The sequence below is a fragment of the Paraburkholderia phytofirmans OLGA172 genome (assembly GCF_001634365.1).
GTDB lineage: Bacteria > Pseudomonadota > Gammaproteobacteria > Burkholderiales > Burkholderiaceae > Paraburkholderia.
The window spans coordinates 399,740-419,474 of sequence record NZ_CP014579.1 but is presented as its reverse complement, the minus strand read 5'-3'; the positions used below and the strand labels follow the sequence as shown (position 1 = coordinate 419,474).

Below are 19,735 nucleotides of genomic sequence, written 5' to 3'. Positions count from 1 at the left end.
CTACGGTTTAACCCGCCAGACCGCGCTCCAGATCGCCGCGGATATCGCCGGCGTTTTCCAGGCCAACCGCGAGACGGATCAAGCCTTCGCTGATACCCGCCGCGGCACGCGCTTCCGGCGTTACGCGAGCATGCGTGGTCGTCGCCGGATGCGTGATGGTGGTACGCGTATCGCCGAGATTGCCAGTGATCGAGCAAATCTTCGAACTGTCGATCACGCGCCAGGCATTCGCGCGCATCTGCTCAGGCGTATCGCCCTTCAGTTCGAACGACAGGATCGCGCCGCCCGCCTTTTGCTGACGCATGGCCAGCGCGTGCTGCGGATGCGATTCGAGTCCCGGGTAGAACACGCGGTTCACGGCCGGATGCATTTCCAGCCAGCGCGCGATTTCGAGCGCATTCGCCGACTGCTTTTCGACGCGCAGCGACAGCGTTTCCATGCCCTTGAGCAGCACCCATGCGTTGAACGCGGACAGCGTCGGCCCGGCGCTACGCACGAACGGAAACACCTTTTCCATGATGAACTGCCTGGAGCCGACCAGCGCGCCGCCGAGCACACGCCCCTGGCCGTCGAGGAACTTGGTGGCCGAATGCATCACGACATCCGCGCCGAGCTTCAGCGGCTGTTGCAACGCCGGGCTGCAGAAGCAGTTGTCGACCACGAACAGCGCGTTGGCTGCCTTCGCGATCTTGCTGATCGCTTCGATATCGGCGACTTCGGTCAGCGGGTTCGACGGCGTTTCGAGGAAGAACATCTTCGTCTCCGGGCGCACGGCGTTTTTCCACGCGTCCAGATCGGTCGGATCGACAAAGGTCGTCGTGATGCCGAACTTGCTGAAAATCTGCGAGAACATGCCGAGCGTCGAACCGAACAGCGCCTGCGAGCTGACCAGATGGTCGCCAGCCTGCAATGCCGACATCACGACCGACATGATCGCGGCCATCCCCGAAGCCGTGGCCATGCACGCTTCGCCGCCTTCGAGCGCGGCCAGGCGGTCCTGGAACATCGTGACGGTCGGATTCGTGAAGCGCGAATAGGTGTAGTTGTCTTCGGAATTCTTGAATTTTTCGGCGGCGTCCGCGGCACTCGCGAAGACGAAGCTCGAGGTCAGGAAAATCGCTTCCGAATGTTCGTTGAAGTCGCTGCGCACTGTGCCCGAGCGGACTGCCAGCGTATCGAAGTTCAGGGAGTCGTCCATGTCAGTTCTGGTTTCCAATGTTCCATGGCTGGGTTCGGCGTCGACGGCTCCACGCGAGAGGAGCGCCTAACGCCAAACGTCAGCAACAAAAAAGCCCGCTTTTGCGTCGGCATAAGCGGGCTTCATGTGCGGGGGAAAGCTGGAGCGGAGGCGGATGAGTGCGGCTTTTCCACCCTTCGCTTTAGCTGTTTTGGGTTGCCCCGCGTCCGCAAGCTGAGATCAAATCGACGCAAGCCGTCATGCTAACACGCTCGCGGCGTGGCGTGCAGCGGGCCACGCCGCGAGCGCCATCACTCAACCGACCGACAATTGCAAGTGCAGTTGCGAACGCGCCGGGCCGCCGTCGGCCGCTTCGCTCGCGGCGTCGCGGTCCGATTGCGAGGACGGTGCGAGGCGCGCGGTTTCGATGCGGTCGAGGTATTCGCTGGTGACATCACCCGTGACGTAGTTGCCGTCGAAGCACGAGGCTTCGAATTCCTTCAGCGCCGGGTTGATATCGCGCACCGCCTGCTTCAGGGCGTCGACGTCCTGATAAACGAGATAGTCCGCGCCGATCATGCGCGCGACTTCATCGTCCGTGCGGCCGTGGGCGACGAGTTCACCGCGTGTCGGCATATCGATACCGTAGACGTTCGGGTACTTCACCGGCGGCGCCGCCGAAGCGAAGATCACCTTGTTCGCGCCGGCATCGCGTGCCATCTGCACGATTTCGTGCGAAGTGGTGCCGCGCACGATCGAATCGTCGACGATCAGCACGTTCTTGCCCTTGAACTCGATGCCCATTGCGTTCAGCTTCTGGCGCACCGACTTCTTGCGCATCGCCTGGCCCGGCATGATGAAGGTGCGGCCTACGTAACGGTTCTTGAAGAAGCCTTCGCGATACTCCACGCCCAGTTTCTTCGCGACCTGCATCGCAGCCGGACGGGACGAATCGGGAATCGGCATCACGACGTCGATCGCGACGTCGGGCAATTCGCGCTTGATCTTCTCGGCGAGGTAATCGCCCATGCGCAGACGCACGTTGTAGACCGGCACGCCGTCGAGTACCGAGTCCGGACGCGCGAGATACACGAGTTCGAAAATGCACGGGTTCAGGCTAGGATTCGTGGCGCATTGCTGCGAGTGCAAATTGCCTTCGAGGTCGATGAAAATCGCTTCGCCCGGCGCGATGTCGCGCACAAATTCGAAACCGACACCTTCGATTGCAACCGATTCCGACGCCAGTATCCACTCGACGCCTTCCGGCGTTTCCTGCTTGCCGAGGCACAGCGGGCGAATGCCGAACGGGTCACGGAAGCCGAGCATGCCGTAGCCGGCAATCAGCGACACGATCGCGTACGAACCCCGCACCCGGCGATGCACGCCCGACACCGCCTTGAACAGCGCGGCCGGATCGAGTTGCAGGCTCGAACTGGACAGCTGCAATTCGTGCGCGAGCACGTTGAGCATCACTTCGGTGTCGGAGTTCGTGTTGATATGGCGGCGATCGATGCGGAACATCTCATCTTTCAGCTGCTGCCAGTTGGTCAGATTGCCGTTGTGCGCGAGGATGATGCCGAACGGCGCGTTCACGTAGAACGGCTGGGCTTCTTCTTCGCTCGATGCAGAACCGGCGGTCGGGTAACGGACCTGGCCGATACCGGTGGTGCCGGGCAGGCTGCGCATGTTGCGCGTGCGGAACACGTCGCGCACCATGCCGTTGGCCTTGTGCATATGGAAGTTGCTGCCGTTCGCTGTCGCGATGCCGGCGGCGTCCTGACCGCGGTGCTGCAGAAGCAGCAGGCTGTCATAGATCAGCTGATTGACCGGAGAGTGGGAAACTACGCCTACGATGCCGCACATGGCATGTCCTTCAAAGGTACGAAATTCGTAACGGCGGCCGGTGCCAAAGATGCTGCGCGAGGGTACGTGAGGGTACGCGACGGTGCATAGAGGCAACCGGATTACGCCGGAGTCCTGCTGCGTTCCTTTAACCGTTCACCTGATCGTCACACGCGGACGTAGGCAGCGAGCGTCTCGGGAAGCAGCGGTTTCATTACGTGCACGCCCTCGACCGCATAGGGCCGAAGCAAGGCGTTGCGCCAGAATTCCTGTTGGGGCAGTTCGGTCAAGCCTGCGAGGGCGACCAGAACCAGCACCAGAACGACCCCGCGCACGAGGCCAAACATCAAACCGAGCGAGCGGTCCACGCCGCTCAAGCCGGTCGCCTGCACGATGCGGCTCAGCAGGGCATTCAGCACGCTTGCGACCAGCACCACGCCGATCGCCACCAGCGCGAACGCCAGAAGCCACTGGGTCAGCGCGCCGCCCGGCCATGTGGCAGGGATAAACGGCACGACATAACCGACAAAGCGGCAAGCAATGAAAAACGCCGCGATCCAGCCGATCAGCCCGAATATCTCAGACAAAAAGCCGCGCCATGTGCCGCGCAAGGCCGACAAACCGATCACCGCCATTACAGCGTAGTCGAAGGCAGTGAACATCGCTCGCTTACTGTGCAGCGCCGCTGTTCGCGCCCGACGTCAAGCCGGCCTCGCGAACCTTCGCAATCGCGGCGGTTGCCGCTGCACGGTCGGCGAACGGACCGGCGCGCAATAGCGTGAGTGTGGAGCCGTCTGCCTGCTTCCGATGTTCGGTATATGCAGGCACTCCGGCCGCTTTCAACTTGGCGGCCCAATTACGCGCGTTGGCGTCGTTCGCAAATGCGCCGAGCTGGACGGCGAAACGGCTGCCCGGCGGCGATGCCGGCGTGCCGGAATTGGCGTCCGCGCTTGCCGCGGGAGTATTCGCGCTGTCGTCGCTCGGTGCCGCAATGTTCGCCGCGCTTTGCGTGGCGGGCGCATTGGTCGGCTTGGCCGGTTTGGCGGGCGCTTGCGCTGCGGGCGCGGCCGGTGCCGCATTAGTGGCGACCGTGGGCGCCTGCGGCTTCACAGCGGGCTTGGCTGCGGACGGTGTGCTCGTCGCCGCGCTCTGCTGTTTAGCTGCGCCGGACTGGCCTTGCGTGGCTGCCGTTGTCGGTGCCAGGCCGGAAGCGGCGAGTGCCGCGTCAGGCGCCGGGTTATCCGGTGCCACGCCGGCCTGCGTGTCTTCGTCGGTCTTGGCGACCTTCGGTGCGGGACGGCTTGGAATGTCGATGGAGATGTCGTCAGTCACGGGCTTCGGATGCGAATCCAGCACCATGGGCAGGATCACCACCGCTGCGACGACCAGCGCAATCGCGCCGACGAGTCTGCGCCGCGCACGCTGCTTTTCAGGCAACGTAGGGTCGAGCAGCATTGCATCGGCATCCACGGTGCGCTCCGCGCGGCGGGTTCGCCGCTCCACGCGCTCGCCACCGGCGGCCCGAGTGGAACTGGTGTTTGCGCCGCGCCGGGTGGGCGCGTCGTCTTTCTTGCCGAACGAGAAAATTCCCATGAATCGCTTGGTTCGAGCCTGGCGCCCGTTCAGTGTTGCTGCGATTTACGGTAGGCCATTACGCCTGCTACCGTATAGAAACTGCCGAAAACCACAATTCTATCATTCTCTGACGCTCGTTTTAGCGCGTCTTGGAATGCCTCTGCCGGTGTTCCGTAGCGCGTCACGCTGCTGTCATTGCTATCGCTTACGCCTTGCTCGCGCAAAGCCGCTTCGAGTTCTTCCGCCGAAGCCGCACGCGGGGTCGGCAGATCGGTCACGCACCAATGGTCGATTTCGCCTTTCAGGTGCGCCAGTACGCCGGCAATGTCCTTGTCGCGCATCGCGCCGAACACGGCGTACGTGTAAGGGAAAAAGCCCATATTGCCGAGGTTTTGCGTCAACACCGCCGCGGCGTGCGGGTTATGGCCGACGTCGAGCACGATGGCCGGCTTGCCAGGCAGCACCTGGAAACGCCCCGGCAATTCGACATTGGCGAGGCCGAGCCGGATATCCTGCGCCGACACCGGCAAACGGTCGCGCAGCGCTTCAAGACCGGCAAGCGCCGCCGAGGTGTTGATCAACTGATTCGCACCGCGCAATGCCGGATAGGCGAGCGCAGAGCGGCGCATCGTCGGGCCCACGTAGCTCCATTGCTGGCGCTCGCTGCCTGCCTGCCCTTCGTAGCGGAAATCGCGGCCGAATAGCCACAGTCCGGCGCCGATCTTTTCGGCGTGATCGATCAGGGTTTGCGGCGGCACCGGATCGGCGCAAATCGCCGGCTTGCCCGGACGGAAAATGCCGGCTTTTTCGAAGCCGATTTTCTCGCGCGTGTCGCCGAGATACTCGGTGTGATCGATATCGATGCTGGTGATGATCGCGCAGTCCGCGTCAAGGATGTTGACCGCGTCGAGGCGGCCGCCCAAGCCGACTTCGAAGATCACAGCGTCCAGTCCGCGCGAGGCGAACAGGCTCATGATCGCCAGCGTCGTGAATTCGAAGTAGGTCAGCGTGATTGGTTCGGCGAGGCTCAGGCGCGCGGCTTCCACGGCTTCGAAGTGCGGCAGCAGGTCTGCGTCGCTCGCCATTTCGCCGTTCACGCGCGCCCGTTCGTTGAACGACAGCAGATGCGGCGACGTGTGGCAACCGACCGTGAAGCCCGCGCGCAGCAAAATCGATTCGAGGATCGCACAGGTCGAACCTTTGCCGTTCGTGCCGCCGACCGTGATGATCGGGCACGCGAACGACAACTGCATCGCGTCGCGTACTTGCGTGATACGGCCCAAACCCATGTCGATGCCGACGGGATGCGCGGATTCAAGGTGCGTGAGCCACGCGTCGAGGGTGGAGAATGTGGTCATCGAGTGAATCTGTGCTGCGTTGCGAGACCGTGATTATCCCGGAAATGACAGCGCGCCGCTTGATGACTCTCGCGGCGCGCGATTTTTTAGACTGCTTTTCTGATGACCACCGCGCCTGAACGGGCACGCCGCGGCATCGACACGAAAGCTTACGCGACTGCGTCAGCCGGCTGATGGCTCAACAGCGCCATCAATTGCGCGATTTCTTCGCGCAGCTTGCGACGGTCGACGATCATGTCGACCGCGCCCTTCGTCAGCAGAAACTCGGCGCGCTGGAAGCCTTCCGGCAGCTTTTCACGCACGGTTTGTTCGATCACGCGCGGACCGGCGAACCCGATCAGCGCCTTCGGTTCGGCGATCACCACGTCGCCCAGGAACGCGAAACTCGCCGACACCCCGCCCATGGTCGGATCGGTCAGCACGGAAATGAACGGCAGCTTGGCTTCGGCGAGCCTGGTCAGCATGGCCGTGGTTTTCGCCATCTGCATCAGCGACAACAAGCTTTCCTGCATCCGCGCGCCGCCCGAAGCGGTGAAGCAGATAAACGGCACTTTCTGTTCGAGCGCATTCTGCGCACCGCGCACGAAACGTTCGCCGACCACCGAACCCATCGAGCCGCCCATGAACGAGAACTCGAAGCACGCGACCACCACCGGCAGCGTGTGGATCGCGCCGCCCATCACGACCATCGCGTCGGTTTCGTCGGTGTCGTCCATCGCCTCTTTCAGGCGATCCGGGTACTTGCGGCTGTCTTTGAACTTGAGCGCGTCGACCGGGACGATTTCCTGGCCGATTTCGTAGCGGCCTTCCGGATCGAGCAGGCCGTCGAGCCGCTCACGCGCGCCGATGCGCATGTGATGGTCGCACTTCGGGCAAACGTGCAGATTGGCCTCGACGTCATTGCGGTACAGCACGGCTTCGCACGACGGGCACTTGATCCACAGGCCTTCCGGAATCCCCTTGCGGTTCTTCGGGTCGGTTTGTTTGATTTTCGGCGGCAGCAGCTTATCGAGCCAGCTCATATTGAATCCTTCAGGGGTCAACGGTTGCGCAAACGGCGGGACGAACCCGCCGTTCACACTACAGACGACAAAAATAACTGTTATCGGGCAGTCGCAGCGCTATCGAGCGCCTCGCGCACTTCAGCAATGAAGCGCGTAAGCGTCTCGGCGGCGGTTTCGGGGGCCGCTTGCTCGAGCAATTGCACGATACGGCTGCCAATCACGACGGCATCGGACACTTCCGCCACCAAACGCGCCGTTTGCGCGTCACGGATGCCGAAACCGACGCCCACCGGCAGGGGTACGCGCGACTTGATGGCCGGGATTTTACTCGCGATGCTGGAAACGTCCAGATTTGCCGCGCCGGTCACGCCTTTCAGCGACACATAATAGACGTAGCCGCTGGCGATTTTGCCGACTTCAGCGATGCGCTCATCCGTGGAGGTGGGCGCCAGCAAAAAAATCGGATCGATGCCGGCGGATCGCATCTGTTCAGCGAAGTTGACACACTCTTCCGGCGGGTAGTCGACAACCAGCACGCCGTCCACCCCGGCTTCCTTCGCCGCCTTGGCGAACGCCTCGGTGCCCATGCGCTCGATCGGATTGGCGTAGCCCATCAGCACCACCGGCGTCTTGTCGTCGGTTTCGCGGAAGCGCTTCACGTCGGCCAGCACGTGGCGCAGCGACACGCCATGCGCCAACGCGCGTTCGGACGATTGCTGGATCACCGGGCCGTCGGCCATCGGGTCGGAAAACGGTACGCCGAGTTCGATCACATCGGCGCCGCCGGCGGCGAGCGCGTGCATGAATTCGACCGTCCGCGCCGGATCCGGGTCGCCGGCCGTCATGAACGGAATCAGGCCTTTCTTACCCTGGGCGGACAACGCGGCAAACGTGTTCTTGATACGGGACATGGAATATTCTCGGATTCTTAAGCTACTGCGCGCTTATTGCGCCTCGGTTTGCCGCACAGCTTTGGCCGCATTCTTGCGGGTTTTGCGAGCGGCGGTGGGCGCGGCCGCGGCCGCGCTAACGCGTTCGCGCGCTATCGCGCAGTAACTTTCATTGATCTCATAGCCGACGAATTCGCGCTGCTGCCGAGCGCAAGCGACTGCGGTGGTGCCGCTGCCCATGAACGGGTCGAGTACGCGCCCGCCCTTCGGACAACTTGCCAGCACCATCCGCTCGACAATTTCCAGAGGCTTCTGGGTCGGATGATCGACACGCTCGGCGTGTTGCCGATGCAGCCGCGACACCGACCAGACGTCCTTCGGATTATAGCCAAGCTCCAGCCACTTACTGCCTTCGAACAATTTACGCGAACGCGCCTTCTTCGTGACGGCATCGTACGGAATGCGGACGGGATCGAGATCGAAAAAATAATCTTTCGATACCGCGAAAAAGCCGATGTTGTCGTGCACCGAGGTGAAACGGCGAACCGTTCCGCCCATGCTCGGCACGCGCCGGTCCCAGATGATTTCGTTGATCATCGTGAGTTTTGTCTTCAGGAAGCTGAAGATTTCCGGCGCGTACTGCCACGTGCAGAAGATATACAGCGAACCCGACGGCTTGAGCTTCGGAATAGCCAGTTCGAGCCAGCCACGGGTCCAGGCGAGGAAATCCTCGCCGGAGCGCATGTCGGAGTCGTTGCCATAATCCTTGCCGAGCCCATAGGGCGGATCGCAAAGGATCAGGTCGATCGACCCGTCGGGGATGTTCGCCACATCGGACAAAAAATCGCGGTTCAACAGCCGGATGCTGGCGGGCACCTGCGGTAACAGGGGTGCAGGCGCCTCGGCCGCCGCTACCTCGGCGACCGGGGCGGTTTCAAGCGCCGGTTGCGGCTCGTCGAACTCGTCGCGCATCGTCGCGGCGCTCAGAACTGGATACCCGATCGCTCAGCGACCGTATGCATGTCCTTGTCGCCGCGGCCCGACAGATTGACCAGAAGGACCTTGTCCTTAGGCAGCGTCGGCGCGAGTTTCGCGGCATAGGCCAGCGCGTGGCTGGATTCCAGCGCCGGAATAATGCCTTCGATGCGACAGCAATCGTGGAACGCCTTGAGCGCCTCTTCGTCGGTGATGCTGACATATTGCGCGCGATTGCTGTCTTTTAGCCACGCGTGCTCGGGGCCGACACCCGGATAGTCCAGACCGGCCGAGATCGAATGCGTCTCGATGATCTGACCGTTCTCGTCTTGCAGGAGATATGTGCGGTTACCGTGCAGCACACCCGGAGTGCCGGCGATAAGCGAGGCTGCATGCCGGCCGGTTTCGATCCCGTCGCCGGCCGGCTCAACGCCGATCAGTTGCACCGAAGTGTCTTCAATGTACGGATAAAAGATACCCATTGCATTTGAACCGCCGCCAACGCACGCAATCACGGCATCCGGCTGGCGACCGACCATTTCAGGCATCTGCACCTTGCACTCGTCGCCAATCACGCGCTGGAAATCGCGCACCATCATCGGATACGGATGCGGTCCGGCCACCGTGCCGATGATGTAGAAAGTGTTTTCGACGTTGGTCACCCAGTCGCGCATTGCTTCATTGAGCGCGTCCTTCAGCGTGCGCGAGCCGGACGCCACGGGCACGACGGTCGCGCCGAGCAGCTTCATCCGGTACACGTTGGCAGCCTGGCGGCGCACGTCTTCCTCGCCCATGTAGACCACGCATTCCATGCCGAAGCGCGCCGCGATGGTCGCGGTCGCCACGCCGTGCTGGCCCGCGCCGGTTTCCGCGATCACGCGCGGCTTGCCCATGCGCTTCGCGAGCAGCGCCTGGCCGATCACGTTGTTGATCTTGTGAGCGCCGGTGTGATTCAGGTCTTCACGCTTGAGGAAAACCTGCGCGCCGCCGAGCATTTCGCTCCACCGCTGTGCGTGATAAATCGGGGACGGACGACCCACGAAATGCTTCAGTTCGCGCTCGTATTCGGCGACGAATTCCGGATCTTTCTGATATTTCTCGTACGCGGCACGCAGCTCGTCGAGTGCGTGAACCAGCGTTTCAGCGACGAATACGCCGCCATACTGGCCGAAATGGCCTTTTTCGTCTGGCAAGTTATACATGGTGATCACTCTTCTCAGTGTGGCGCACGGTTTTCATATGAGAAAACCGTGCCGCCTGAATCATTCAGCGTCGGCTGCGCGCACTGCGCGTACGAACGCCGCCATCCGGGCGTGATCTTTCACGCCCCTGGCGCCCGGCACTTCGATGCCGCTCGAGACATCGACCGCGTACGGGCGCACGCGATGGATCGCATCACTGACGTTTTGCGCGTTCAACCCACCACTCAAAACGGCCCGACGCGCGAGCTCTGCTGGAATAAGTGACCAATCGAAAACCTTCCCGCCGCCGCCATAGCCTTCGACATGGGTGTCGAACAGAAGGGCGCTGGCTGCTGAATAGTTAAGCGCTGATTTTACCAAATCTGCCGGTTGAGTATCCGCCGCGACTCGCAAGGCGCGCAACCAAGGCAAACCCGCAACACCGGCGAGGGATTCGCACTGCTCCGCGGTTTCGTCGCCGTGGAACTGCAGCAGCGTGAGCCCGACATTGCTGGCGACTTCGCGAATCCAGTCCGGCGTTGCGTTCACGAACAAGCCGACTACCGACACGAACGGCGGCACGTCATGGACCAGCTCGACGGCCTGCGCGACGCTCACCGAGCGCGGGCTCGGCGGATAGAACACGAGGCCGATCGCGTCGGCGCCGAGATCGATCGCCTGCCTCACGTCTTCCGGCTTCGACAGGCCGCACAGCTTGATACGCGTGCGATGCGGCGCGGCGTGCCGCGATGCGTCTGCGTGAACTTCGACAGCCAGGTTTTCGGTTGATTTCATGTTTGCGCTTGCTCGGTCCATACGGTACTCCACGGCACGGCGCCTGTTTGCGGCGCGGGCACGGCGAATTGATCAGGATAGCCCACCTGCGCCAGGTACAGGCCATCAGGCATGAAAGTCGGCGCGGCACAGTCGCGATCGCGGCTGGCGAGAACCTCGGCCATCCATTCGGCCGGATGGCGCCCCCGGCCGATGTCAACGAGACATCCCATCAGGTTGCGCACCATATGGTGCAGGAACGCGTTCGCCCGAAAGCGGAAATGAACGAAGTCGCCCTGTTGCAGTATGTCGATCTGATACAGATGCTTGACCGGTGTTTTCGCCTGGCATTGCGACGAACGGAACGCCGAAAAATCGTACTCGCCGATCAGGTGGACGGTGGCGGCCCGCATGGCGTCGACGTCGAGCTGCGTGTGCACCCAGCCGGCCCGCGTAGCCTGCATCGGCGAGCGGAACGGATGGACATACAACACATAGTAATAAGTCCGCTCGAACGCAGAAAACCGCGCGTGGAATTCGTCGGGCATCGGCTTGGCCCACTGCACGGCGATCGTCTTCGGCAGGAAGGCGTTGGTGCCGCGAATCCACGAAAAATCTGTGCGATCGAGTTCCGTGTCGAAGTGCACGACTTGGCCGAGGCCGTGCACGCCCGTATCCGTGCGGCCCGCCACAACGGTTTGCACGGGCGTTTGCGCGAACTCGCGCAACGCCCGTTCGAGTTCGTCCTGCACGGTCTTGCCGTGCGGCTGCGACTGCCAGCCGCAGAATGCCGACCCGTCGTACTGGACGCCTAGCGCAATCCGCTTCACGACAACGGTGCGAGCGTCGAGAGCAGCGCGCGGGCCTCGGTCCGCGTGGCCGGATCGTTCGCTTCGATCACTTCGTTGATGAGCATGCGCGCGCCGGACAGATCGCCGAGGTCGATGTATTCGGCGGCCAGATCGAGCTTGTTGCGGGCGATGCGGGTCAGATCGGCCTGCGTGAAAGCGGGCAACGGCTGAGCCGGGCTCGGCGGCAGCTCGAGGTCGAAATCGAGCTTCAGCGCGCCGAAGCCGGCCGCGCCCAGGCCCGCGACGGCTGCATGGCCCGCGGTGCCGGCGGAAATTTCATCGGCGATGTGCGCAGCGTCATCCGGATCGTGCGACGCCACGGCTTGCTGCGCGGCGGTTTCCGCGGACGCGACCGGCTGTGTCGACAACGACGCGGGTGCGCTCACGGCCGCGTCTGCGTCGGTCGATTCAATGCGCGGCGGCAAGGGCATGTTGAGACTGCTGAATGCATCGACGGCGTCGCGCGGGAACTCGGTCGGAACGGACAGCGCGGGCTGAGTTGGCGCGACCGGGGGCAGCTCGAATTCCGATGCGGCATCTGGCATAGCGGTGTCGGCTTGCTGATGTGATTCCGGTTGTGGCTGCAGCTCATCGGACGGCTGATGCGCCGGTTCAACGTGGGTTGTGTCTTGCTGCGCCGGCGGTTCGGCAGCCGCGATCGGCTCCGGTTCGTCGTCCCATTGCAGACGGTGCGGCGGCACCTCTTGCTGGAGGGTCTCATCGACCGGTTCAAGCGACGTCAGCGGCAACGCGTCGGCCCCGAGTTCCGCGGCGGCTGCAAGGCTCGCCGCCGTGGTGGCTCCGTCGAAGTTTTCGTGATGAGCGGCGGGAAGAGGTTCCGACGCGAACTCGGGTTGGGTAGCCGTTAGGGTGTCCGCGATCGGTTGCGCAGGTTCGAAAGATGCCGGCGCGTGACCTTCGTGCGAGGCGTGTTGGGGCGCGTCGAGGTCGAGTACGGGCAGGGCCGTGTGCGGCGGATGCTCGGCGGCTTCGCGTTGTTCCACAGTGCGTTCGGCGGCGGGTTCCGCAGCCGCGGACTCCGGCGCTGCTTCGTCTACCGTTGAAGGTTCTGCTTGCACACGCTCGGCAGCAACTTGCGGCGCTGCTGCGTTTTCTGACACAGCGCGCGCTGATGCAGCGCCTTCGGCTGCTGCGCGCTCCGCGGTTTCGCGCTCCGCCAGTGCCGCCCTGTGCGGCGCGGCCACTTCGTCGCTCACGGCCGGCGCTTCGCGCGCCGGAATCTCTTCGCCTGTGAAAGGGATGTCCTGCGGCCCAGCCGCGCCACCGGCAGCCGCGGCTGCGTCCGCCGCCAACGAACCTTCAGCCGCGGCAACAGCGGCGCGCTTCCTCCGGCGCATACGCAAAGCCGCCAGCAGCACGACCAATGCCGCGCCGATCGCCGCCGCCACGCTCAAATTCGTCTGCGAGATGCCGGCGTCGTTCGACGTGGAAATCGCAGCGCCGCCATGACCGGAAACGGCCACCGCAGACGAAACGCCGGCGGCCGGCTGCACACCGTTCGTCGAAGGCTTGACAGTCGCGGCCGGCGAACCGCCGATGCCATGTTTCTGCAACTCCATCAGCACGCGGTTTTTCAGCGCAAGCAATTGCTGCAAGCTGGACACCTGCGCGCGCGGTTGCGATGCCGGCTGTGCTGTGGCGACCGCCGACGCGCCTTCGGCAGTCTCGCGGGCCGAGGGCTGGATCGCGCCTGACCAGACATGCGCGCCACTGCCCGGCAACGCGCCTGCGGCCGGTGAGCCCGCTACGGGCGCCGCCGGGATCGCGCCTGCCGCTGTCAAGCTACCTGGCGTCGCCGAGCTTGCTTCAGCCGTTGAGCTGGCCGCCCCTGAAACCGCAGACGTGGCCGGCGCTGCAGCGCGAGCCGCGGCACTTGCCGCGCTCGCTGCAGCGGCATTCACCTGCGCCGCACCGCTTGCGGCACCGACAGCCGCACCGGCCGCCGCCGCGCTCGGCGTGGCAGCAGGCGCAGCCGTAGCGGCCGATAGCGCGGCAGACGCAGACCCCGCACCCGGCGCCGAGGCCGCCAGAGCGCCCGACGCATCGAGCGCCGGGACCGTCAACAGCGCGCCTACACGCATCCGGCTCGGGTCATGATTCATGAAGGCATTCGGATTCGCATCGAACAGCGCGCGCGAAGCGCGTGCGAGCGTCCCCCGGTCGTGCGATTGCGTGACGGCAATCGCCACGTCGTTCAACGATTGCCCGGACTTCACCGTATATTGACTGCCGGCGGCGTGCGAAACGGAGGCACCCTCCGGCGCGCTCGCGGCGTCGCCCGGCGCTGCCACTGCACTACCCACGCCGACGCCGGACAGCGCGAGCGCCAAAGCGGCCGCGGCCGTCAGCCGGCTCGTACCTTGATGCATAGACATAGCCCGAAGGGAAGAGAGTCGAAGGTTCATCGGGACTCCTGGCGCATCAGCGCGCAGCCCTTTTTTGCGGTTGGAAAGAGACAAGATATTCGGAGCACACAATGAAAAAAGCGCCGCACAAGCGCGACGCTTCTTGAGTTTTCTACGCGTCGTGAGCGCGTAGTTTACTTTACTTGTCGAGCACAATGCGAAGCATGCGACGCAGCGGTTCTGCCGCGCCCCACAGCAGCTGATCGCCGACCGTGAAGGCCGACAGATATTCGCCGCCCATCGCCAGTTTGCGCACACGGCCGACCGGCACGGTCAACGTGCCCGTCACCACTGCCGGGGACAGATCGCGCATCGACGCTTCGCGCTCATTCGGCACGACCTTGACCCAGTCGTTGCCCGACGCGAGGATGCTGTTCACTTCGTCCAGCGGCACGTCCTTGTTCAGCTTGATGGTCAGCGCCTGCGAGTGGCAGCGCATTGCGCCGATCCGCACGCAGAGGCCATCTACCGGGATCGAACCCGGCGTGCCCATGGCCGGCTTGCCGAGGATCTTGTTGGTTTCCGCGCCGCCCTTCCACTCTTCTTTCGACATGCCGTTGCCGAGATCCTTGTCGATCCACGGAATCAGCGAGCCGGCGAGCGGCACGCCGAAGTTATCGGTCGGCATACGGTCGCTGTTCATCGCGCTCAGCACGCGACGGTCGATGTCGAGAATCGCCGACGACGGATCAGCCAGGTCTTCCTTGGCCGCGCCGTACAGCGTGCCCATTTGCTGCAGCAGTTCGCGCATGTTTTGCGCGCCCGCGCCCGAAGCGGCCTGATACGTCATGGCCGTCATCCAGTCGACGAGGTTTTCGCGGAACAGGCCGCCCAGCGCCATCAGCATCAGGCTGACCGTGCAGTTGCCGCCGATGAAATTCTTCTGGCCCTTGACCAGCGCATTCTTGATCACGTCGAGGTTGACCGGATCGAGAATGATGACCGCGTCGTCTTTCATACGCAGCGACGAAGCCGCGTCGATCCAGTAGCCGTTCCAGCCCGCTGCGCGCAGCTTCGGGAACACTTCGTTCGTGTAATCGCCGCCTTGGCAGGAGATGATCGCTTCGCACTTCTTCAGGTCTTCGATGCTTGTCGCATCTTTGAGCTTGGTCTCGTTTTTGGCGAACGACGGCGCGTTACCGCCCGCGTTGCTGGTGCTGAAAAACACCGGTTCGATCAAGTCGAAATCACCTTCCTGCTGCATGCGTTGCATCAGGACGCTGCCGACCATACCGCGCCAACCTACGAGACCTACGTTCATGACTTCATACCCTTCGAGTGGAGACTTCCCCGCATCTTTGCCCGCAGTGACCGCGCGGGGAAGATGGGCGGGCACGACGGACGATCAGCGTTTCGTGATCGTTTTCGGGGTAATCGCTTTAACGAGCGTTTTGGTGGTAATGGCGAGCTCAACCACACGGGCCGTTTTGCCGTGCAGTTTCGAAATCGAGGAGATTTGAGCTGTGTGCACCATCGCTACAATATACACGAAAACCGGAATCCGGCGACGCCAAGATCCGCCGCTTGTCGCCCGTATTACGCGCGAATCGGCCTGTTTGAAGGCCAATTCGCGTTTTAAAGGCCGCTTTGACGACTGCTTGGCGACCTAACTGCCACCTGTACGACTCCCGACTTCCAAGCGCCTTACAGCGCGGCGACCACTGCGTCGCCCATCGCCACGGTACCGACCTGCTTGCAACCCGGCGTCAGAATGTCGCCCGTGCGCAAGCCTTGTTCCAGCACCTTCTTTACCGCGCTTTCAATGCGGTCCGCCTGTTCCGCCTTGTTCAGCGAATAGCGCAGCATCATCGCGGCCGACAGGATCGTGGCCAGCGGATTCGCCACGCCCTTGCCGGCGATATCCGGCGCCGAACCGTGCGACGGCTCGTACAAACCCTTGTTGTTCTTGTCGAGCGAGGCCGACGGCAGCATGCCGATCGAACCCGTCAGCATGGCGGCTTCGTCGGAGAGAATGTCGCCGAACATGTTGCCGGTCACGATCACGTCGAACGACTTCGGCGCCTTCACCAGCTGCATCGCCGCGTTGTCCACGTACATGTGCGACAGCTCGACGTCCGCGTATTCCTTCGAGACGTCGATCATCACGTCGCGCCAGAACTGCGACGTTTCGAGCACATTGGCCTTGTCCACGCTCGTCAGCTTCTTCTGGCGCTTTTGCGCAGCCTGAAACGCGACATGCGCAATACGGCGCACTTCGGGTTCCGAATAACGCATCGTGTCGAAGCCTTCCTTCGCGCCTTCGAACAGCCCATCCGGCGACGAACGCACGCCGCGCGGCGCGCCGAAGTAGATGTCGCCGTTCAGTTCGCGCACGATCAGGATGTCGAGACCCGAAACGATTTCTTCCTTCAACGACGAAGCGCCCGTCAGTTGCGGATAGCAGATTGCCGGGCGGAAGTTCGCGAACAATTGCAGGTGCTTGCGCAGACCGAGAATGGCCTGCTCCGGGCGCAGTGCGCGTTCGAGCGAGTCGTACTTCCAGTCGCCAACAGCACCGAACAGGATCGCATCGGCTTCTTTCGCCAGCGCCAGCGTCGAATCGGGCAGCGGATGGCCCTTTGCTTCGTAGCCCGCGCCGCCAACCGGCGCTTGTTCGAGTTCGAACTTTTCGCCGAGTACGTTCAGTACCTTGACGGCTTCCTTGACGATTTCGGGACCGATGCCATCGCCCGGCAAGACTGCGATCTTCATGCGAATTTCCTTGATGATTTTCTTCGAGACTTTTGAGCGTGAATCAACGAGCCACCGGGCTCGTGGGCCTGTAAGCCCTTACCCGACGATGCGGTGATTCAACCACGGCTGCTTCGCGATCCGCTCGGCTTCGAACTGGCGAATCTTGTCAGCGTGACGCAGGGTGAGGCCGATATCGTCGAAGCCATTCAGCAGGCAGTACTTGCGGAAGCCCGCGACTTCAAACGGATACTCAGCGCCGCCGTCCGACGTGCGCACGACTTGCGCCTCAAGGTCGATGGTCAGCTTGAAGCCGTTGAACGCGTAGGTTTCGTTGAACAGGTGATCGACTTGCTGTTCGGTCAGCACGATCGGCAGCAGGCCGTTCTTGAAGCAGTTGTTGTAGAAGATATCGGCGAAGCTCGACGCAATGATCGCGCGGAAGCCATATTGCTGCAGCGCCCACGGTGCATGCTCACGCGAGCTGCCGCAACCGAAGTTCTTGCGCGCCAGCAGCACCGACGCGCCCTGATAGCGCGGCTGATTCAGCACGAAATCCGGATTCAGCGGACGCTTCGAGTTGTCCTGGCCCGGCTCGCCGTGGTCGAGGTAACGCCATTCGTCGAACGCGTTCGGACCGAAGCCCGTGCGCTTGATCGACTTCAGAAATTGCTTCGGAATAATCGCGTCCGTGTCGACGTTCTCGCGATCGAGCGGCGCCACGACGCCGGTGTGTACGATGAATTTATCCATGACGCTTGCGCCTGTTTCAAGACCGGGCGATGCGCGTGGCGGCCGGAAAGCCGCTCGCCGCATCGCCGGCAAAAATCAAAAACCGCTCATTTGTCAGCGTGATTGCTGATCGAATTGCCGAGGTGCGACATGTCCTCGCCGAATCCGTGCACCGTATTGCAGCCGGCCAGACCGAGCAACAGCCCGGCCAGGGTCCCGAGTGCGAAGCGGCGCAATAGAGTGGTGCGATTCATGTTCTTCATCATGCGTATTTATCCAAGCTTGCGAATATCGACGAAATGCCCTTCGATAGCCGCGGCGGCAGCCATCGCGGGGCTCACGAGGTGGGTACGGCCACCGGCGCCCTGACGACCTTCGAAATTACGATTCGACGTGGACGCGCAACGCTCGCCCGGATCCAACCGGTCGGCGTTCATGGCGAGACACATCGAGCAACCGGGCTCACGCCATTCGAAACCGGCATCGGTAAAGACCTTGTCGAGGCCTTCGCGTTCCGCTTGCGCCTTCACCAGACCCGAACCCGGCACGACCATGGCCAGACGGATGTTCGGTGCGACGCGGCGGCCGAGCTTCTTCACGACGTATGCCGCAGCGCGAATGTCTTCAATGCGCGCGTTGGTGCACGACCCGATGAATATTTTATCCGGCTTGATGGATTCGATCGGTGCATTCGGTTCGAGCGCCATGTACTTCAGCGCGCGTTCCATTGCATCGCGCTTGACCGGGTCTTTTTCGCGTTCCGGATCCGGCACGCGGCCGTCTACGGCCGTGACCATTTCCGGCGACGTGCCCCACGTGACTTGCGGCACGATTTCCGCGGCGTTCAACTCGACCACGCGGTCGAATTGCGCGCCTTCGTCCGACTTGAACTGCTTCCAGTACTCGACCGCGTGATCCCACTCGACGCCTGACGGCGAGAAGGGACGGCCTTTCAAATATTCGATCGTGGTGTCGTCCACGGCGACCATGCCGGCGCGCGCGCCTGCTTCGATCGCCATGTTGCAAACCGTCATGCGGCCTTCCATGGACAGCGCGCGAATCGTCGAACCGCCGAATTCGATCGCGTAGCCGGTGCCGCCCGCCGTGCCGATCTTGCCGATGATCGCGAGCACGATGTCTTTCGCGGTACAACCACGCGGCAACGGACCTTCGACCTTCACCAGCATGTTCTCGCTCTTCTTCTGCAAGAGCGTTTGCGTAGCCAGCACGTGTTCGACTTCCGACGTGCCGATGCCGTGCGCCAGCGCGCCGAACGCGCCGTGCGTGGACGTGTGCGAGTCGCCGCAGACGATGGTCATGCCCGGCAGCGTAGCGCCCTGTTCCGGCCCGATGATGTGCACGATGCCCTGGCGCAGGTCGTTCATCTTGAACTGCGTGATGCCGTAGGCGTCGCAGTTCGAGTCGAGCGTGTCGACTTGCAGCTTGGAGACTGGATCGGCAATGCCGTGGCTGCGATCCGTGGTAGGGACGTTGTGATCCGACACCGCCAGATTCGCGCTGATACGCCACACCGGACGCTCAGCCAGTTTCAGGCCTTCGAACGCTTGAGGGCTGGTGACTTCGTGCAGCAGGTGACGGTCGATATAGAGAATCGTCGTGCCGTCTTCTTCCGTATGGACCACGTGTGTGTTCCACAATTTGTCGTAGAGAGTCTGTGCCATGGTATGCGGGGTAGTAATGACTGCGGGCTGACTGTGTCGGTCGATTATGCCACGCAGAACCCCGCCCAGGGCCCTTCAATCACGGAGAAAACCGATAAAAAACAGGGAGTTGGGTGGTAGTGACGATACCTGTATGGGAGTTACCCGGCAAGAATAGATGGAGCAATGCGAAGCTTGAAATGCGACTCTTCGCCCGGGAATTTCTGACCGTTGGCACCCGCGAACAAGCGATTCAACTTCGCCAAGCCTTTGTATTCGCGGTGTGTTTGGCCTTCTCCGAGAGCAACCGCGAGCTGGTAAAAAAATTTGCGAGAAAGAGGGATTTCGAACAAAAAACTTGTTGGAATACAAAAAAAACGTCGAACTGCGCCTGAACGACAAATTTTCGCCAGTGCGACTGGCAGCACCTCAGCGTAAAAAAATCTTCGGCCACGGTCAACTTCAACGGCCTTGGTTCAATGCGTTATTGCGCAACGGTCGCACGCACACCAACGATTACTCAACTCCTCGAGTCAGACGTTCTCACGCGCGCGCGCGAGTTCATGGCGTCACTGCCAGCAGGAATGCAAGACCGGGC

At 62.5% G+C, this 19,735-nt stretch carries 18 protein-coding genes; 1 reads left to right on the top strand and 17 read right to left on the bottom strand.

Annotated features, from left to right (window positions below; genetic code table 11):
• Nucleotides 1–7 precede the first annotated feature (7 nt).
• From AYM40_RS22210 to leuC, 17 genes are all read right to left on the bottom strand, one after another.
• Entirely contained in the window at nucleotides 8–1,198 is a 1,191-nt protein-coding gene (locus AYM40_RS22210; protein ID WP_063498425.1) for an O-succinylhomoserine sulfhydrylase, read from the bottom strand.
• A gap of 294 nt (nucleotides 1,199–1,492) precedes the next feature.
• Nucleotides 1,493–3,040, bottom strand: coding sequence for an amidophosphoribosyltransferase (purF, locus tag AYM40_RS22205; RefSeq protein WP_063498424.1), 1,548 nt, complete (start codon nucleotides 3,038–3,040; stop codon nucleotides 1,493–1,495).
• Nucleotides 3,041–3,186: 146 nt separating this feature from the next.
• The gene (locus AYM40_RS22200; RefSeq protein WP_063498423.1) at nucleotides 3,187–3,681 is read right to left on the bottom strand and encodes a CvpA family protein; all 495 of its coding nucleotides are present in this window, start codon (nucleotides 3,679–3,681) and stop codon (nucleotides 3,187–3,189) included.
• Nucleotides 3,682–3,688: 7 nt separating this feature from the next.
• Nucleotides 3,689–4,612, bottom strand: a complete 924-nt coding sequence (locus AYM40_RS22195; protein WP_063498422.1) for an SPOR domain-containing protein — start codon at nucleotides 4,610–4,612, stop codon at nucleotides 3,689–3,691.
• Nucleotides 4,613–4,641: 29 nt separating this feature from the next.
• Nucleotides 4,642–5,952, bottom strand: coding sequence for a bifunctional tetrahydrofolate synthase/dihydrofolate synthase (folC, locus tag AYM40_RS22190; protein WP_063498421.1), 1,311 nt, complete (start codon nucleotides 5,950–5,952; stop codon nucleotides 4,642–4,644).
• Between the two features lie 149 nt (nucleotides 5,953–6,101).
• Nucleotides 6,102–6,974 (bottom strand): acetyl-CoA carboxylase, carboxyltransferase subunit beta, encoded by an 873-nt coding sequence (gene accD, locus AYM40_RS22185; protein WP_063498420.1) that lies wholly within the window; start codon nucleotides 6,972–6,974, stop codon nucleotides 6,102–6,104.
• An 80-nt stretch (nucleotides 6,975–7,054) separates the two neighbouring features.
• On the bottom strand, nucleotides 7,055–7,867 hold the full coding sequence (gene trpA, locus AYM40_RS22180; RefSeq protein WP_063498419.1) for a tryptophan synthase subunit alpha: 813 nt from the start codon (nucleotides 7,865–7,867) through the stop codon (nucleotides 7,055–7,057).
• A 33-nt stretch (nucleotides 7,868–7,900) separates the two neighbouring features.
• Nucleotides 7,901–8,818, bottom strand: coding sequence for a DNA-methyltransferase (locus AYM40_RS22175; RefSeq protein WP_063498418.1), 918 nt, complete (start codon nucleotides 8,816–8,818; stop codon nucleotides 7,901–7,903).
• A gap of 11 nt (nucleotides 8,819–8,829) precedes the next feature.
• Nucleotides 8,830–10,023: a tryptophan synthase subunit beta gene (trpB, locus tag AYM40_RS22170; RefSeq protein ID WP_063498417.1), complete on the bottom strand. Its 1,194-nt coding sequence runs from the start codon at nucleotides 10,021–10,023 to the stop codon at nucleotides 8,830–8,832.
• 60 nt (nucleotides 10,024–10,083) lie between these two features.
• On the bottom strand, nucleotides 10,084–10,797 hold the full coding sequence (locus AYM40_RS22165) for a phosphoribosylanthranilate isomerase (RefSeq protein ID WP_063498416.1): 714 nt from the start codon (nucleotides 10,795–10,797) through the stop codon (nucleotides 10,084–10,086).
• A complete protein-coding gene (gene truA / locus AYM40_RS22160) occupies nucleotides 10,794–11,606 on the bottom strand; it encodes a tRNA pseudouridine(38-40) synthase TruA (RefSeq protein WP_063498415.1) in 813 nt (270 codons plus the stop codon). Before truA ends, AYM40_RS22165 begins: the two co-directional genes overlap by 4 nt.
• On the bottom strand, nucleotides 11,603–14,053 hold the full coding sequence (locus AYM40_RS22155; protein WP_063498414.1) for a FimV/HubP family polar landmark protein: 2,451 nt from the start codon (nucleotides 14,051–14,053) through the stop codon (nucleotides 11,603–11,605). Before AYM40_RS22155 ends, truA begins: the two co-directional genes overlap by 4 nt.
• 139 nt (nucleotides 14,054–14,192) lie before the next feature.
• Nucleotides 14,193–15,314 carry an aspartate-semialdehyde dehydrogenase gene (gene asd, locus AYM40_RS22150; RefSeq protein WP_027805102.1) on the bottom strand — a complete coding sequence of 374 codons (1,122 nt, stop codon included), beginning with the start codon at nucleotides 15,312–15,314 and terminating at the stop codon, nucleotides 14,193–14,195.
• Nucleotides 15,315–15,697: 383 nt separating this feature from the next.
• On the bottom strand, nucleotides 15,698–16,765 hold the full coding sequence (leuB, locus tag AYM40_RS22145) for a 3-isopropylmalate dehydrogenase (protein ID WP_063498413.1): 1,068 nt from the start codon (nucleotides 16,763–16,765) through the stop codon (nucleotides 15,698–15,700).
• Between the two features lie 78 nt (nucleotides 16,766–16,843).
• Nucleotides 16,844–17,497 (bottom strand): 3-isopropylmalate dehydratase small subunit, encoded by a 654-nt coding sequence (gene leuD, locus AYM40_RS22140; protein WP_063498412.1) that lies wholly within the window; start codon nucleotides 17,495–17,497, stop codon nucleotides 16,844–16,846.
• An 86-nt stretch (nucleotides 17,498–17,583) separates the two neighbouring features.
• On the bottom strand, nucleotides 17,584–17,742 hold the full coding sequence (locus tag AYM40_RS22135) for an entericidin A/B family lipoprotein (RefSeq protein ID WP_028196115.1): 159 nt from the start codon (nucleotides 17,740–17,742) through the stop codon (nucleotides 17,584–17,586).
• 6 nt (nucleotides 17,743–17,748) lie between these two features.
• A complete protein-coding gene (gene leuC / locus AYM40_RS22130) occupies nucleotides 17,749–19,158 on the bottom strand; it encodes a 3-isopropylmalate dehydratase large subunit (protein WP_063498411.1) in 1,410 nt (469 codons plus the stop codon).
• Between the two features lie 179 nt (nucleotides 19,159–19,337).
• Here leuC and AYM40_RS22125 point away from each other — a divergent pair, with 179 nt between their 5' ends.
• Complete coding sequence (locus AYM40_RS22125; protein WP_063498410.1) at nucleotides 19,338–19,532, top strand: hypothetical protein; 195 nt, start codon at nucleotides 19,338–19,340, stop codon at nucleotides 19,530–19,532.
• Nucleotides 19,533–19,735: the final 203 nt, after the last annotated feature.